The sequence below is a fragment of the Streptomyces tateyamensis genome (genome assembly GCF_003205575.1).
GTDB classification, from domain to species: domain Bacteria; phylum Actinomycetota; class Actinomycetes; order Streptomycetales; family Streptomycetaceae; genus Kitasatospora; species Kitasatospora tateyamensis.
In genome coordinates this window covers 30,044-44,789 of the sequence record NZ_PYBW01000078.1, presented here as the reverse complement: position 1 = coordinate 44,789, position 14,746 = coordinate 30,044, and the positions used below count along the sequence as shown (strand labels likewise).

The following is a 14,746-nucleotide window of genomic DNA, read 5'->3' as shown; positions in this document are numbered from 1 at the left end:
CATGCGTACCCGCCTGCTGGGCATCCTGCTCGCCCTGATGCTCGGAGTGCTGGCCGCCCTCGGCGTGCCGCTGGCCGGTTCGATGGCGGCCGGCGAGCAGAGCCGGGTGGTGATCGACCGGATGGACGACGTCGCCCGGTTCGCCCAGGAGCTGCCCACCCAGGGGCTGCCCTCCGCCGGCGACGGCGTGGACCCCCCGCAACTGCGGGCACTGAAGGCCGAAGTGGCCCGCTACCAGGACCTGTACGGGGTGCGCACCGGCCTCTTCCTGCCCGACGAGACCCCGCTCGCGGTGGCACCGGCCGGCTGGCAGCTGCCCAACTCTGGCCCGGCCGGCCAGGCCGTGCAGGAGGCCAAGGACGGCCGGCGCAGCCACAACCCGCCGCAGGTCTGGCCGTGGACCCCCGAGCGCACGCTGACCATCGCCTCCCCGGTGGTGCGCGACGGCGACGTGGTGGCCGTGGTGGTCACCGAGTCGCCCACCGGCCCGCTGCGGGCCCGGATCCTGCGCCGCTGGCTCTGGCTGGCGGCCGGCGAGTCGGTGGCGATGGCCGCCGCCGTGCTGCTCGCGGTCCGCCTCACCGAGTGGGTGCTGCGCCCGGTGCGCACCCTGGACCGGGCCACCCACGACATCGCCACCGGCCGGATGAACGCCCGGGTCGCCTCCGTCGGCGGTCCGCCCGAACTGCGTCGGCTGGCCGACTCGTTCAACGAGATGGCGGACCACGTGGTGATCGTCCTGGACCAGCAGCGGGCGTTCGTGGCGGACGCCTCGCACCAGCTGCGCAACCCGCTCTCCGCGCTGCTGCTGCGGGTCGAACTGCTCGGCCTGGAACTGCCCGAGGGCCACGAGACCGAGCTGGCCCAGGTACGCGAGGAGGGCACCCGGCTGGCCCGGGTGCTGGACGACCTGCTGGGCCTGGCCACCGCCGAGGGCAGCCGCCCCGAGCCGGAGCCGGTGGACCTGACCGCCCTGGTGCTGGCCCGGGCGGACGCCTGGCGCCCGGTGGCCCGCCAGCGCGGCATCCGGCTGTCCTGCGGCGCGGTGACCCAGCTGAAGGCCTGGACCGACCCGATCGGCTTCGGCAGCGCGCTGGACGCGGTGCTGGACAACGCGCTCAAGTTCAGCCCGTCCGGCGGCACGGTCGCCCTCACCCTGCACAGCAGCCGGCAGGAGGCGATGGTCACGGTGACCGACGACGGCCCCGGGCTGACCGAGGAGGAGCTGGCCCGGGCCGGCGACCGGTTCTGGCGCAGCCCGCGGCACCAGAACGTGGACGGCTCGGGCCTGGGACTGTCGATCGCCCGCACCCTGCTGCTGGCCGGCGGCGGCTCGCTGGAGTTCGCCCCGGCCGACCCGCACGGCCTGGCGGTCACCCTCAGCGCCCCGCGCCAGCAGCGGAGCTGACGACGGGTCGGTCCCGCCAGGGCCCTAGGGTTTGAGCGAGCGGTAGTAGCGGCGGGCGCCCTCGTGCAGCGGCAGCGGGTCGGTGTACACGGCGGTGCGCAGGTCCACCCGCTGGGCGGCGTGCACCTGGCGGCCGATCCAGTCGCGGCTGTCGATCACCGCCCGGGTCAGCCCCTCGACCAGCCGCTGGTCCACGTCGTCGCGGGTGATCAGCAGGTTGGGCACCGCCATGGTGAGCACCGCCGGGTTGTCGGCGTAGATCGAGGCGGGCAGCACCGCGGTGCGGTAGGCGGCGGTGTCGGCGAACTGGCGGTGCAGCGCGTCGGTCAGGTCGCCCAGCGGCACGATCCGCAGCGGCACCCGCTCGGAGAGCGAGGTCAGCGCGGTGGTCGGCAGGCCGCCGGACCAGAAGAAGGCGTCCAGGTCGCCCTTGGCGAGCGCGTCGCCCTCGTCGCCGACGCCGAGCAGGCGGGGCTTGATCCCGCGGTCCGGGTCGATCCCGGCCACCGTGAGCAGCTCCCGGGTGATCAGGTTCACCCCGGACTTCTGCTGGCCCACGCCCACCCGCAGGCCGGCCAGGTCGGAGACCTTCTGGATCGGGGAGCCGGCCGGGACCACCAGTTGCAGGTAGTCGTCGTAGAGCCGGGCTATCGCGCGCAGCCGGCCCTTGGCCGGGCTGGTGAAGTCGGCCACCGCGTCGGCGGTCGCGATGGCGAAGTCGTCCTGGCCGGCGGTCACCCGCTCCAGGTTGTCCACCGAGCCCTGCGAGCCGTCCAGCCGCAGCTCGACCCCCGGCATCGAGGTCTGCAGCGCCTGTTGCAGCAGATTGCCGTACCGGTCGTAGACCCCGTTGGGCACGCCGGTGGCGAAGCCGCGCACGCCCTTGGGGTAGGAGGCGGTGCCGCCGCCGGCCAGCCACCAGCCGCCCAGGGCGCCGGCCACCAGCAGCAGGGCTGCCAGGGCGGGCCAGAGGCGGCGGGCGGAGGTCCAGGTCATGCGGGGGATCCTGCCAGGCCAAGCCGCCGAGCGGGAGGGGCGGGCGCCAAACCGTTGTCCGCGCTGGCCTTACCCTTGCTCCTGTGGGTATGGGAGAGAGCTTGCGAACTTACAAGGTCGTCACGCACGGCTGCCAGATGAACGTGCACGACTCCGAGCGGCTGGCCGGGCTGCTGGAGGATGCCGGGTACGTCAAGGCGGACCAGGGCGGCGACCCGGACCTGGTGGTGTTCAACACCTGCGCGGTCCGGGAGAACGCCGACAACAAGCTGTACGGCAACCTGGGCCAGCTGGCTCCCGCCAAGTCCCGCCACAAGGAGATGCAGATCGCCGTCGGCGGCTGCCTGGCCCAGAAGGACCGCGACACCATCGTGCGCAAGGCGCCGTGGGTCGACGTGGTCTTCGGCACCCACAACATCGGCCACCTGCCGGCGCTGCTGGAGCGGGCCCGGATCGAGCAGCGGGCCCAGGTGGAGATCCTGGAGTCGCTGGAGACCTTCCCCTCCACGCTGCCCACCCGCCGCGAGTCCGCCTACGCGGCCTGGGTGGCGATCTCGGTCGGCTGCAACAACACCTGCACCTTCTGCATCGTCCCGGCGCTGCGCGGCAAGGAGGAGGACCGCCGCCCCGGCGACGTGCTCGCCGAGGTCGAGGCGCTGGTCGGCGAGGGGGTCATCGAGGTCACCCTGCTGGGCCAGAACGTCAACGCCTACGGCTCCGACCTCGGCGACCGCGAGGCCTTCTCCAAGCTGCTGCGCGCCTGCGGCCAGATCGAGGGCCTGGAGCGGGTCCGCTTCACCTCCCCGCACCCGCGCGACTTCACCGACGACGTGATCGCGGCGATGGCCGAGACCCCGAACGTGATGCACCAGCTGCACATGCCGCTGCAGTCCGGCTCGGACACCGTGCTGCGCGCGATGAAGCGCTCCTACCGGCAGGAGCGGTTCCTGGGGATCATCAAGAAGGTGCGCGAGGCGATGCCGGACGCGGCCATCTCCACCGACATCATCGTGGGCTTCCCGGGCGAGACCGACGAGGACTTCGAGCAGACCATGCACGTGGTCCGCGAGGCCCGGTTCACCAACGCCTTCACCTTCCAGTACTCCAAGCGCCCCGGCACCCCGGCGGCGGAGATGGCGGACCAGGTGCCCAAGGCCGTGGTCCAGGAGCGCTACGACCGGCTGATCGCGCTGCAGGAGGAGATCTCCTGGGCGGAGAACAAGAAGCAGGTCGGCCGCCGGCTGGAGATCCTGGTCGCCGAGGGCGAGGGCAAGAAGGACGACCGCACCGACCGGCTCTCCGGCCGGGCTCCGGACAACCGCCTGGTCCACTTCACCCGGCCGAGCGAGCCGGTGCGCCCCGGTGACGTGGTCACGGTGGAGATCAGCTACGCCGCCCCGCACCACCTGCTGGCCGAGGGGCCGACGCTCGGCGTGCGCCGCACCCGGGCGGGCGACGCCTGGGAGAAGCGCACCGCCGCACCCGCGGCCGAGCCGGCTGGGGGCGCCTCCCGGCCGAAGGCGGGGGGAGTGATGCTGGGCCTGCCCTCGATCGGCGCCCCGGCTCCCTCGCCGGCGCCGGTCGGCAACGGCTGCGGCTGCGACTGACCCGAACGGGCCGAAGGCGGCGGCTAGAGTGATCCACATGCTGGTCGCCGCTGCCGTCTGCCCCTGTCCGCCCCTGCTGGTGCCCGAGGTCGCCGCCGGCGCGACCGGTGAGCTGGACGGCCTGCGCGCCGCCTGCGCCGGGGCGATCGGTGCGCTGCTGGCCGCCGGACCCGAGCTGCTCGTGCTGGTCGGCGACGGCCCCCAGGCCGAGGTGTGGATCGAGGGCGGGCTGGGCGGCTTCCACCGCTACGGCGTGCCGCGCGCGGTGCGGCTGCCGGCCGGCGGGATCGAGGGGCCCGAGCTCAGCCCGGCCCTGAGCGTCGGCGCCTGGCTGCTCGAGCAGTCCGGGACCGCCCTGCCCACCCACGCCTGTGCGGTGCCGGCCGACGCACCGGTGGACCGGATGCTGGGCCTGGGCGAGGGGCTGGCGCAACTGGCCGACCGGGTCGGGCTGCTGGTGCTCGGCGACGGCAGCGCACGCCGCTCGGTCAAGGCGCCCGGCTACCTGGACGAGCGGGCCGAGCCCTTCGACGCCGACCTGGCCCGGGCGCTCGGCACGGCGGACACCGGGGCACTGGCGGCCCTGGACCCGGCGCGCTGCGCCGAGCTGCTGGTGGCGGGGCGGGCGCCCTGGCAGGTGCTGGCGGGCGCGGCCCGCGGCGCCGGGCTGACCGGCACGCTGCACTACGACGAGGCGCCGTACGGCGTCGGGTACTTCGTGGCCTCCTGGAACTGACGGCGCGGCGGCGGCCGGGCCGCCGCCGCGCCGCCGCGGGCTCAGCCCTCCTTCGGACCGTCCTCGCCCTGCGGTGCCTGGTCCGGCTTGTCGGCGAAGCCGTCCACCGCGCCCTTGGCCTTCTCGGTACCGCTGCTGATCTTGTCGCTGTACTTGCCCTTGGTGGCCTTGTCGATCGCGTCGCCGGCCTTGTCGACCAGCTCGTCGATCTTCTCGTTGTGCTGGCCGGCCAGCGCGCTCGCCTTCCCCTTGAGGTCGGTGGCGAGCTCCTCGGCCTTGCCCTTCAGGTTGTCCATCAGACCCATGGGTTCGTCTCCTGTGTCGGGCCGCTCGGGTCGGCTCGCGGACTGGGTGTCCTCGGCGGGTTCCGCCTGCTGCGCGACGGCCGCGACCGCCGCCAGCAGTTCGGCGACGTCCGCCAGGCCCTCGGGCAGCGCTCCCGCTGCCGGTGCGGCGGGAGCGTCCTCGGGAGCCGTCCGGGCCCCGGGGACGCCGGGCGCGGCCTCCGGGGCCTCGGCCCCGAGTACCTCGGTGGCGGCCAGGACCGCGACCGCGCCGCCCTGGCCGGCCGCGGCCGACCCGTCGCCCCGGTCGGCCGCCACCGCGGGGGCCGGCACCGCGGCGGTGGCGGGCGCGGTCGTCGTGGTGGCGGTCTCCCGACGGCGGAACCAACTGAAAACACCCATATTTTCTCCCAAAGCTACGCGGTCTGCGGTGGACCCGGCCGCATCCGCGACCGCCAACCGGGCAACGAACCAGGTGGGGGCGGGTCACGTCGCTCGTTCGAGTGGGGGATGGATCTTTGCGAGACTTAGCGGGTGAGCAGCACTGACTCCTTCGTCCCCGTGGTCTCGGTGGTGGGCGCCACCGCCGCCGGCAAGTCCGACCTGGCCGTGGCCATCGCGCGCGAGCTGGGCGGCGAGGTGATCAACACCGACTCGATGCAGCTCTACCGCGGCATGGACATCGGCACCGCGAAGCTGACCGAGGCCGAGCGCGGCGGGATCCCGCACCACCTGCTGGACGTCTGGGCGGTCACCGAGACCGCCAGCGTGGCCGAGTACCAGCGGCTGGCCAGGGCCGAGATGGACCGGCTGATCGCGGCCGGCCGGCCGCCGGTGCTGGTCGGCGGCTCCGGGCTGTACGTGCGGGCGGCGATCGACGAGATGGAGTTCCCGGGCACCGACCCCGAGCTGCGGGCCCGGCTCGAGGCCGAGCTGGCACAGGCCGGACCGGCCGTGCTGCACGCCCGGCTGGCCGCCGCGGACCCGGCCGCCGCGGCCGCGATCCTGGCCGGCAACGGGCGCCGGATCGTGCGTGCGCTGGAGGTGATCGAGCTGACCGGTCGGCCGTTCACCGCCAACCTGCCGAGCAACACCGCGGTCTACCCGGCGGTCCAGATCGGGGTGGCGCTGCCCCGGCCGGAGCTGGACGAGCGGATCACCCTGCGGGTGGACCGGATGTGGCAGGCCGGGCTGCTGGACGAGGTGCGGGAGCTGGAGGGGCGGGGGTTGCGCGAGGGGCTGACGGCCAGTCGGGCGCTCGGCTACCAGCAGGTGCTGGCGCACTTCGCGGGGGAGTGCACCGAAGAGGAGGCTCGCGCCGAGACGGTGCGCGCCACCAAGCGGTTCGCGCGCCGGCAGGAGTCCTGGTTCCGCCGGGACGCGCGGATCCACTGGCTGGACCGGCCGGCCGGCGCCGACCCCGCCGAGCTGCTGGAACGCTCGCTGGAACTGGTCCACCGTCAGTTCTGACGGACCGCTTTCGGCCGCTGCTGCAGCCGGTTCCGGCCATCGGACGGTGCAGCTTCCCAAGCACCTGCAAGTGCACGGCACACCCGCGGTCACGGCCGGATCACGTCCTGGCCACGGATCACTTGGCTACCCGCGTTACGCGCTGTGAGGGCGTTGGGACATGCCATCATCGTGGCAAGAGGGAACGGTCGCGCGGGCCGGACCCACCGTTCGCGGGCGGCGATCGTCCGTGTCGAACCGTCAGGGGAGGCCGCGTGTCCACGGGTCCTGGCCCTGAGACCGAAGAGTTCCCCCGCCATGCCCTGGCCGAGGACGCCTTCACCCTGCCCTCCCTGCTGCCCCCGGGGGAGCTGCTGGTGCCGCTCGACCCGGACGCCCCGCTCGGCCTGCCGGTGGACCCGGTGGTGCTGGAGCGCGAGATCCGTCCGCTGCGGCGGCTGCGCTGGTGGCAGCTGCTCCCGATAGTGGCGATCGGCGTGGTCGGCTCGCTGATGTTCGCCTTCCCGCTCGCCTTCGGCCCGGTGAACGGCGGCTCGATGGTGGCCATGCTCGGCCTGCTGCTCACCTCCGCCTCGGTCGGCTGGGGCGCGATGGCCGCCCGCCGGGCCGGCTACGCCTGGCCCGGGCTGCCCCGGCGCGACTCGGGCCGCCCGGCCCGCTGGCAGGCGATCGCGCTCTACACCCTGATCGCCTGCGCCGCCTTCGGCCTGGCCGTCCTGCGGGTGGTCCGGCTGCGCGGCTGAGCGCCGCCGGTCAGTACCATCGGCAGCGTGAGCAGCGCACCCATTCCCTTCCTCAAGGGCCACGGCACCGAGAACGACTTCGTGATCATCCCCGATCTGGACGGCCTGCTGGAGCTCTCCGCGGCCCAGGTGGCCAAGCTCTGCGACCGCCGGGCCGGGATCGGCGGCGACGGCCTGCTGCGGGTGGTGCGGTCGGCCAAGGACCCGGCCGCCGTGGGGCTGGCCGACCGCGCCGAGTGGTTCATGGACTACCGCAACTCCGACGGCAGCATCGCCGAGATGTGCGGCAACGGGGTGCGGGTCTTCGCCCGCTACCTGGTGCACGCCGGGCTGGTCGAGCCGGGCCCGCTGGCCGTGGCCACCCGGGCCGGGGTGCGGCTGGTGGAGATCGCCGAGCCGGACGCGGACGGGGCCCCGGGCGAGGTCACGGTGGACATGGGCCGGGCGCTGCTGCCGGGCCCGGACGGCATCGAGGTCGCGGTGGACGAGCACCGCTGGCCGGCCCGCAACGTCAACATGGGCAACCCGCACGCGGTGGCCTTCGTCGCCGACCTGGACCAGGCCGGCAGCCTGTTCACCGCTCCCCTGGTGACCCCGCCGACCGCCTACCCGGACGGCGTGAACGTCGAGTTCGTGGTGGACCGCGGCGAGCGCCACGTGGCGATGCGGGTGCACGAGCGCGGTTCGGGCGAGACCCGCTCCTGCGGCACCGGCGCCTGCGCGGTGGCGGTGGCCGCGGCCCGCCGGGACGGGGTGGACCCGGCGGTGACCGGCGCACCGGTGAGCTACACGGTGGACGTGCCGGGCGGCCGGCTGGTGATCACCGAGTACCCGGACGGCCGGGTGACCAAGACCGGCACGGCCGTGATCGTGGCGCACGGCGAGCTGGAGCCGGGCTGGCTCTGACGGCCCGTCGGCCGCTGCGGCCCCGCTGACGGGGTGTCAGCGGGGCCGCCCTCTTTCCCCGTTCCTCCCGGCGGCGAATCCGCCCGTTCGAGTGATCCCTTGCACAGAGCGGAAGCGGGGCCTCGCGGAACGTGGTCTGCTCGGTAGCATGGACCACCGGGGCAGTCGCAGCTCCGGTGCTCGCTGCCGGAGGTTGCCATGACCGTCGAGACCGGCCGGCCCCCCGGCCAACGCCCTGACCAGCCCGCTTCGGAGTCGCCCGGGCGCCGCCTGCTGGGCCGGGCCGCGCTGGGCCGGGCCGGGCGGGCCGCCCTGCTGGCCACCGGCCGGCCCCCGGTGCCGGATGCGATCGAACCGATCGTCCAGGTGCACCGCCGTCACCACCCGCAGGCCGACCTGGCGTTGCTCGGCCGCGCCTACCGGCTGGCCGAGGCCAGCCACCGCGGCCAGAAGCGCAAGAGCGGCGAGCCGTACATCACCCACCCGCTGGCGGTGACGCTGATCCTCGCCCAGCTCGGCGCCGAGACCACCACCTTGGTGGCCGCCCTGCTGCACGACACCGTCGAGGACACCGAGGTGACGCTGGACCAGGTCGCCGCGGACTTCGGCCCCGAGGTCGCCTACCTGGTGGACGGGGTGACCAAGCTGGAGAAGGTGGACTTCGGCGCCGCGGCGGAGGCCGAAACGTTCCGCAAGATGCTGGTCGCCACCGGGGACGACGTCCGGGTGATGGTGATCAAGCTGGCCGACCGGCTGCACAACATGCGCACCATCCGGCACATGAAGCCGGCCAGCCGGCTGCGGATCGCCAAGGTCACCCGGGACGTGCTGATCCCGCTGGCCGAGCGGCTGGGCATTCAGGTGGTGAAGACCGAGCTGGAGGACATCGTCTTCGCCACCCTGCACCCCGAGGAGTACGCGCGCACCCGGGCTCTGATCACCGCTCAGGAGGCGACCGGCCAGGAGCCGTTCACCGCCTTCGCCGAGCTGCTGGCCCGTCAGCTGGCCGAGTCCGGGGTGGCCGCCGAGGTCACCGCCCGGCCGCGGCACTGCGTCTCGGTCCACCGCGAGCTGCTGCGCCGCGGCCGGGGCGGGCGCCCCGGCGAACTGCACCCGGTGGACCTGGCCCGGCTGCTGGTGGTGGTGGAGGAGCCGGCCGACTGCTACGCGGTCCTCGGCGAGCTGCACACCTGCTGGACCCCGCTGCCCGGCGAGTTCAAGGACTTCGTGGCGGCCCCCAAGTTCAACCTGTACCAGTCGCTGCACACCGCCGTCACGGTGGACGGCGTGGTCTTCGAGGTGCTGGTGCGCACCCCTCGGATGCACCGGGTGGCCGAGTTCGGGGTGGTCGCGCTGGGCAGTCCGCAGCCGGCCGAGCCGCAGTCCGGCGAGGAGCTGGACGGCACCGACCCGGCCCGCCCCGGCTGGCTGCGCCGACTGCTGGAGTGGCAGCAGGAGACCCCGGACCCGGACGCGTTCTGGTCCACGCTGACCGCCGACCTCTCCGACGACGCGGAGATCACCGCGGTCACCGAGGAGGGCGAGACCCTGGTGCTGCCCTCCGGTGCCAGCTGCGTGGACGCGGCCTACCTGCTGGGCGAGGAGATCGGGCACCGGTGCATCGGCGCCCGGGTGAACGGCCGGCTGGTGGCGCTGTCCAGCACGCTGGCCGACGGGGACGTACTGGGCGTGCTCACCGAGGCCCCGGCGCTCCCCGGCGGCCCCGAGCCCTCCGGCCCCAGCCCGCGCTGGCTGGAGTTCGCCCGCACCCCGGGCGCCCGGATCGCCATCGAGCGCTGGCTGGCCGGCCACCCCGCCCCGGTCGAGCCGCTGCCGGAGCCAGGTCCGGCCGCCCCGCGGGCGCCGGGCCTGCCCGCCCCGGCGCGCACCGGACCCCCGGGCCGGGGCCGGCTGGTGGTCGCTCCCGGGCATCCGCACGCCGCCGTCCGGCTGGCCCGCTGCTGCACCCCGGTGCCGCCGGACCGGGTGACCGGCTTCCAGATCCGCGGCGGCTCGATCGCCGTGCACCGGGCCGACTGCCCGACCGGGGAGCGGATGCGCGGTGCCGGGCGCGGGCCGGTCCAGCTGGACTGGGCGCCGCAGGTGGCCGCCGGGCCGCAGGCCGCGGCCGGGTTCCGGGTCACCCTGCAGGCCGAGGCGCTGAACCGGCCGAGCCTGCTGGCCGACCTCACCGCCGCGATGTCGGCGGCCGGGCTGGACATCGTCTCGGCCGTGGTCGAACCGCCCGAGCAGCTGCGGGTGCGGCACACCTACACCGTCGAGCTGCCGAGCGCAGCGGTGCTGCCGGTGGTGATGCGGGCGATGCTGCGGGTCTCGGGGGTCTACGATGTCCGCCGCCCCGGTCTGGAGGCTCCCCGGCCGCCCAGACTGCGGCCGTACGCGCGTTCTGCCGGAAATGCGGATGACCCCGGCGCCGGCCGCGTGCGACCATCGGAGGGAATTCGGGACCGGTCCGCCGCGTTAGGCGCAGTGGACGGTAGTGCCGAATCCGCCCAGTAGTCCCACGACCTTAAGGACACGATGACCTCCACGTTCGAAGACCGCGAATTTTCCAGCGAGACCGCCGGCCGCAACCCCCGCCGTCCCGCTGACCTCCGGGCCGAAGCCCTGATGGACGAGGACCTCGCGGCGCTCGACGAGGACTTCGCCCAGCAGTTCGACGGGGACCAGTACGACCGGAGCGAGCGCGCCGCGCTGCGCCGTGTCGCCGGTCTGTCCACCGAACTCGAGGACGTCACCGAGGTCGAGTACCGCCAGCTGCGCCTGGAGCGCGTGGTGCTCGTCGGAGTGTGGACGGACGGCACGGTCGAGGAGGCCGAGAACTCCCTGGCCGAACTCGCCGCGCTGGCCGAGACGGCCGGCTCCGAGGTGCTCGACGGGGTGATCCAGCGCCGCGACAAGCCGGACGCCGCCACCTACATCGGCTCCGGCAAGGCCAAGGAGCTGCGCGACATCGTCGCCGCCACCGGTGCCGACACCGTCGTCTGCGACGGCGAGCTCACCCCGGGCCAGCTGATCCACCTCGAGGACGTGGTCAAGGTCAAGGTGGTCGACCGGACGGCCCTGATCCTGGACATCTTCGCCCAGCACGCCAAGTCCCGGGAGGGCAAGGCGCAGGTCTCGCTCGCGCAGATGCAGTACATGCTGCCCCGGCTGCGCGGCTGGGGTCAGTCGCTGTCCCGGCAGATGGGTGGTGGCGGCGCGGGCTCGTCCGGCGGCGGCATGGCCACCCGTGGTCCCGGTGAGACCAAGATCGAGACCGACCGGCGCCGGATCCGGGAGAAGATGGCCAAGCTCCGCAAGGAGATCGCCGAGATGAAGAAGGGCCGGGACACCAAGCGCCAGGAGCGCCGGCGCAACCAGGTCCCCTCGGTGGCCATCGCCGGGTACACCAACGCCGGCAAGTCCTCACTGCTCAACCGGCTCACCGGAGCCGGCGTACTGGTGGAGAACTCGCTGTTCGCCACCCTGGACCCGACCGTGCGCCGGGCCCAGACCCCGTCCGGGCGGGTCTACACCCTGGCCGACACGGTCGGATTCGTCCGGCACCTGCCGCACCACCTGGTCGAGGCGTTCCGCTCGACCATGGAGGAGGTGGCCGACGCCGACCTGATCCTGCACGTGGTGGACGGTTCGCACCCCGAGCCGGAGACCCAGCTGGCCGCGGTCCGCGAGGTGATCGTCTCGGTCGAGGCACAGAACGTGCCGGAGATCGTGGTGATCAACAAGGCGGACGCCGCCGACCCCGAGGTGCTGCAGCGGCTGCTGCGCCGCGAGCCGCACGCGATCGTGGTCTCGGCCCGGTCCGGCCAGGGCATCGAGGAGCTGCTCACGCTGATCGACGAGGAGCTGCCGCGCCCTGCCGTCGAGGTGCGTGCGCTGGTCCCGTACACCCGTGGCGACCTGGTCTCCCGGGTGCACGGCGAGGGCGAGCTGCTCTCCACCGAGCACACCGCCGAGGGCACCCTGCTGCACGCCAAGGTGGCGGCCGAGCTGGCCGCCGAGCTGGAGCGGTTCGCGGTGGCCGTCCAGCACTGAGCACCGAGCACCGAACCGACCGGGCCCGGCCCCCTCTGCGAGAGGGAGCCGGGCCCGGTCGTCGTGCGGAGCGCGGTCAGGGCTGCGGCAGCGTGGTCATCTGCTGGAACATGCCCTGCGCCTGGTGGTCCAGCTCGGGCCCGGCCAGCCAGGCCGAGGGGGTCGGGCCGATCGAGGTGTTGCTGACCAGCACCACCTTGCCGCTGGGGTCGCGGGTCAGCCAGCCGCCACCGCTGGAACCGGCCGTCATGGTGCAGCCGATGGTCAGCATGGTGGGCCGCTGCGGGTCGAAGGAGAGCCGGGACGGCGCGCCGCCGTCGCAGTACTCCAGCTCCTGGCCGTCGAACGGGCGGGCGGACGGGAAGCCGTAGGCGGTGATCGCGTGGACCTGGTTGCGCGGGGCGTCGAACCAGACCGGCACCGAGCCGCCGACCACTTCCTCCAGCGACTTGCCGGGCAGGTCCGGGTTGGTGACCTGGATGATGCCGGAGTCGTACTGGCTGACCGGACCGCCGGTCTCGCCGCCCTCGTCGATCCACTGCGGGGCGACCATCGCGTAGTCGGCCCACCAGCGGCCGTACGGGGCGACCTGCTCCAGCGTCACCTGCTTGCCGCCGCTGGCCGCGCCGGAGCGGTTGTAGGAGGGGACGAAGGCGATGTTCTGCAGCCAGTCGCCGCCCTTGCCGCCGTGCAGGCAGTGGCCGGCGGTCCACACCAGGTTGCTCCTGCCCGGGTGCGCCGGGTCGGAGACCACGGTGCCGGAGCAGACGTAGGTGCCCTTGGGGCTCTTCATGAAGAGCTTGCCGAAGACGGCCATGTTGCCGGTGTAGGGGTGGCGCTCGCCCTTGGCCTGCACCGGGCCGGGCAGCGGGTCGTTCTGGGTGGTGTCGGTGCCGAGCTTGTCGGTCGGCTTCATCGCGTCGGTCGGGGTCGCCTTGTTCATGGCGTCCAGTGACCACAGGTCCTTGACGATCTGGTTCTTCAGGGCGTGCTGCTTGGCCCAGCCGGCCCAGTCGGCGGCCTTCCACTTCTTCAGGTCCTGCAGGCTGCCGGGCAGCCCGGGCTTGGCGTCGGCAGTCGGCGCGGCGCCGGCCGAGGCAGCGTCGCCACCCGGCACCTCGTCCGGGCCGCAGGCGGCCAGGCTCAGCGCCAGCGCGGCGACCACCACGCCGGCCACGCCGGCCAGGCCGGTCCGGCTGGATATGCGGTACGACATGTTCGGTTCCCCGTCGGTTCTCACGGGCTGACCGGCGGTCAGCCCTTCTTGGCGATGTAGTCGAGGGCGTGCGCGGCCACGTCGTCCAGGTACGGGCCCGCCAGCCAGGAGCTGTTCTCCGGGCCGATCGAGGTGTTGCTGACCAGCGCCGGCTTGCCGTCCTTGACGCTGAACCAGCCGCCGCCGCTGGAACCGGCGGTCATGGTGCAGCCGATCACGTCCATCGGCGGGCGGGTCTTGTCGAAGGAGAGCCGGGACGGCTTGCCTGCCTCGCAGCGCTCCATCTCCATGCCGTCGAACGGCGGGGCGGACGGGTAGCCGACCGCGGTGATCCGCAGCTGGTCGCGCGGGGCGTCGAACCAGACCGGCACCGAGCCGCCGACCGTCTCCTCCAGCGACTTGCTGCCGGTCTCCGGCTGCACCCGCAGGATCGCGAAATCGTACTGGCTGGCCGCGCTGCCGTACTCGCCGCCCTCGGCGGTCCACTGCGGCGAGGTGATCGCCTGGGTCGCGTCCCAGATGCCGAACGGCGCGAACTGGTCAGGAGACTTGGCGGTCTGACCGTGGCTCACCGCGCCGGAGCTGTTGAAGGCGGGCACGAAGGCGAGGTTGGTGTACTGCTGACCGCTCTTGCCGGAGGTCAGGCAGTGGCCGGCGGTCCACACCAGGTTGCTCTTGCCCGGGTGTGCCGGGTCGGAGACCACGGTGGCCGAGCAGACCGCGTGCTTGCCGCCGCCGACGTCGAAGAAGACCTTGCCGTCCACCCCGTACTGCGGGGTGTACGGGTGGGCCATCGCCTTGGCCTGGATCGGCGCGGGCAGCGGGTCGTTGCCGTCGTCGGTGGGCTGCTGCGGCGGGGCCACCGGGGTGGTCGGCTTGGCCTGCAGCATCTTCTGCAGGTCCCAGAACCCCTTCGTGGCCGGGGTGATGACGTGCTGCTTGGCCCAGTTGTCCCAGTCCGCGAACTTCCACTTCTTCAGCTCGTCCAGGCTGGGCAGGCCGGCCGGCAGGCCCTTGCCGGCCGGGTCGGCCGAGGGCGAGGTGGCGGCGGGCGAGGAGGCGGCCGGCGGCGGGTTCTTGGTCTCGTCCGGGCCGCAGGCGGTTGCCGTGAACAGGGCCAGCACCACGGCTGCGGTGCCGAGTGCGGCGGCCGGCCTGCGCCGGGCACGGCTGATCGGTGACATGTGCTCAGTTCCCCCGTGTGGTTTCGAACATCAGGGAGTCTCCCACGGTCCTTTGACGGTGGCCGCCCGGGCCCAGTTGCACCGGTGGGAGACGGTCACCAAGCTGTGACCCGGGCATGCCCCGCTCGTTAGGCCAA

At 73.7% G+C, this 14,746-nt stretch carries 12 protein-coding genes; 8 read left to right on the top strand and 4 right to left on the bottom strand.

From position 1 onward, the window contains the following. The first annotated feature begins 1 nt into the window (after window position 1). Window positions 2-1,408 carry a sensor histidine kinase gene (locus C7C46_RS20745; protein WP_110671382.1) on the top strand — a complete coding sequence of 469 codons (1,407 nt, stop codon included), beginning with the start codon at window positions 2-4 and terminating at the stop codon, window positions 1,406-1,408. Between the two features lie 24 nt (window positions 1,409-1,432). Here C7C46_RS20745 and C7C46_RS20740 read toward each other — a convergent pair whose 3' ends face one another. Beyond that, complete coding sequence (locus C7C46_RS20740) at window positions 1,433-2,404, bottom strand: TAXI family TRAP transporter solute-binding subunit (RefSeq protein ID WP_110671381.1); 972 nt, start codon at window positions 2,402-2,404, stop codon at window positions 1,433-1,435. A gap of 89 nt (window positions 2,405-2,493) precedes the next feature. Between C7C46_RS20740 and miaB the strand changes: the two genes are divergently transcribed. After that, a complete protein-coding gene (gene miaB, locus C7C46_RS20735; protein WP_110671380.1) occupies window positions 2,494-4,011 on the top strand; it encodes a tRNA (N6-isopentenyl adenosine(37)-C2)-methylthiotransferase MiaB in 1,518 nt (505 codons plus the stop codon). A 37-nt stretch (window positions 4,012-4,048) separates the two neighbouring features. Further along, entirely contained in the window at window positions 4,049-4,747 is a 699-nt protein-coding gene (locus tag C7C46_RS20730) for a class III extradiol dioxygenase subunit B-like domain-containing protein (protein WP_110671379.1), read from the top strand. Between the two features lie 41 nt (window positions 4,748-4,788). On the opposite strand, the gene C7C46_RS36675 is transcribed toward C7C46_RS20730, so the two are convergent. Continuing rightward, window positions 4,789-5,433, bottom strand: coding sequence for an antitoxin (locus tag C7C46_RS36675; protein ID WP_245984610.1), 645 nt, complete (start codon window positions 5,431-5,433; stop codon window positions 4,789-4,791). A 132-nt stretch (window positions 5,434-5,565) separates the two neighbouring features. Between C7C46_RS36675 and miaA the strand changes: the two genes are divergently transcribed. The 5 genes from miaA to hflX all read left to right on the top strand — a co-directional run bounded on the left by miaA (window position 5,566) and on the right by hflX (window position 12,209). Further along, a complete protein-coding gene (gene miaA / locus C7C46_RS20720) occupies window positions 5,566-6,501 on the top strand; it encodes a tRNA (adenosine(37)-N6)-dimethylallyltransferase MiaA (protein ID WP_110671378.1) in 936 nt (311 codons plus the stop codon). 254 nt (window positions 6,502-6,755) lie between these two features. Beyond that, window positions 6,756-7,244, top strand: coding sequence for a hypothetical protein (locus tag C7C46_RS20715; protein WP_110671377.1), 489 nt, complete (start codon window positions 6,756-6,758; stop codon window positions 7,242-7,244). Between the two features lie 27 nt (window positions 7,245-7,271). Next, complete coding sequence (gene dapF / locus C7C46_RS20710; RefSeq protein WP_110671376.1) at window positions 7,272-8,150, top strand: diaminopimelate epimerase; 879 nt, start codon at window positions 7,272-7,274, stop codon at window positions 8,148-8,150. Window positions 8,151-8,348: 198 nt separating this feature from the next. Then, a complete protein-coding gene (locus C7C46_RS20705) occupies window positions 8,349-10,670 on the top strand; it encodes a RelA/SpoT family protein (protein WP_110671375.1) in 2,322 nt (773 codons plus the stop codon). A 21-nt stretch (window positions 10,671-10,691) separates the two neighbouring features. Then, window positions 10,692-12,209: a GTPase HflX gene (gene hflX, locus C7C46_RS20700; protein ID WP_110671374.1), complete on the top strand. Its 1,518-nt coding sequence runs from the start codon at window positions 10,692-10,694 to the stop codon at window positions 12,207-12,209. Window positions 12,210-12,285: 76 nt separating this feature from the next. On the opposite strand, the gene C7C46_RS20695 is transcribed toward hflX, so the two are convergent. Both C7C46_RS20695 and C7C46_RS20690 read right to left on the bottom strand, forming a co-directional pair. Next, a complete protein-coding gene (locus C7C46_RS20695; protein WP_110671373.1) occupies window positions 12,286-13,425 on the bottom strand; it encodes a trypsin-like serine peptidase in 1,140 nt (379 codons plus the stop codon). A 38-nt stretch (window positions 13,426-13,463) separates the two neighbouring features. Beyond that, window positions 13,464-14,609 (bottom strand): trypsin-like serine peptidase, encoded by a 1,146-nt coding sequence (locus C7C46_RS20690; protein WP_110671372.1) that lies wholly within the window; start codon window positions 14,607-14,609, stop codon window positions 13,464-13,466. Window positions 14,610-14,746: the final 137 nt, after the last annotated feature.

Coding starts and splice junctions, on each gene's coding strand:
- C7C46_RS20745 (WP_110671382.1), top strand. CDS start 2: ATGCGTACCCGCCTGCTGGGCATCCTGCTCGCCCTGATGCTCGGAGTG.
- C7C46_RS20740 (WP_110671381.1), bottom strand. CDS start 2,404: ATGACCTGGACCTCCGCCCGCCGCCTCTGGCCCGCCCTGGCAGCCCTG.
- miaB (WP_110671380.1), top strand. CDS start 2,494: ATGGGAGAGAGCTTGCGAACTTACAAGGTCGTCACGCACGGCTGCCAG.
- C7C46_RS20730 (WP_110671379.1), top strand. CDS start 4,049: ATGCTGGTCGCCGCTGCCGTCTGCCCCTGTCCGCCCCTGCTGGTGCCC.
- C7C46_RS36675 (WP_245984610.1), bottom strand. CDS start 5,433: ATGGGTGTTTTCAGTTGGTTCCGCCGTCGGGAGACCGCCACCACGACG.
- C7C46_RS20705 (WP_110671375.1), top strand. CDS start 8,349: ATGACCGTCGAGACCGGCCGGCCCCCCGGCCAACGCCCTGACCAGCCC.
- hflX (WP_110671374.1), top strand. CDS start 10,692: ATGACCTCCACGTTCGAAGACCGCGAATTTTCCAGCGAGACCGCCGGC.
- C7C46_RS20695 (WP_110671373.1), bottom strand. CDS start 13,425: ATGTCGTACCGCATATCCAGCCGGACCGGCCTGGCCGGCGTGGCCGGC.
- C7C46_RS20690 (WP_110671372.1), bottom strand. CDS start 14,609: ATGTCACCGATCAGCCGTGCCCGGCGCAGGCCGGCCGCCGCACTCGGC.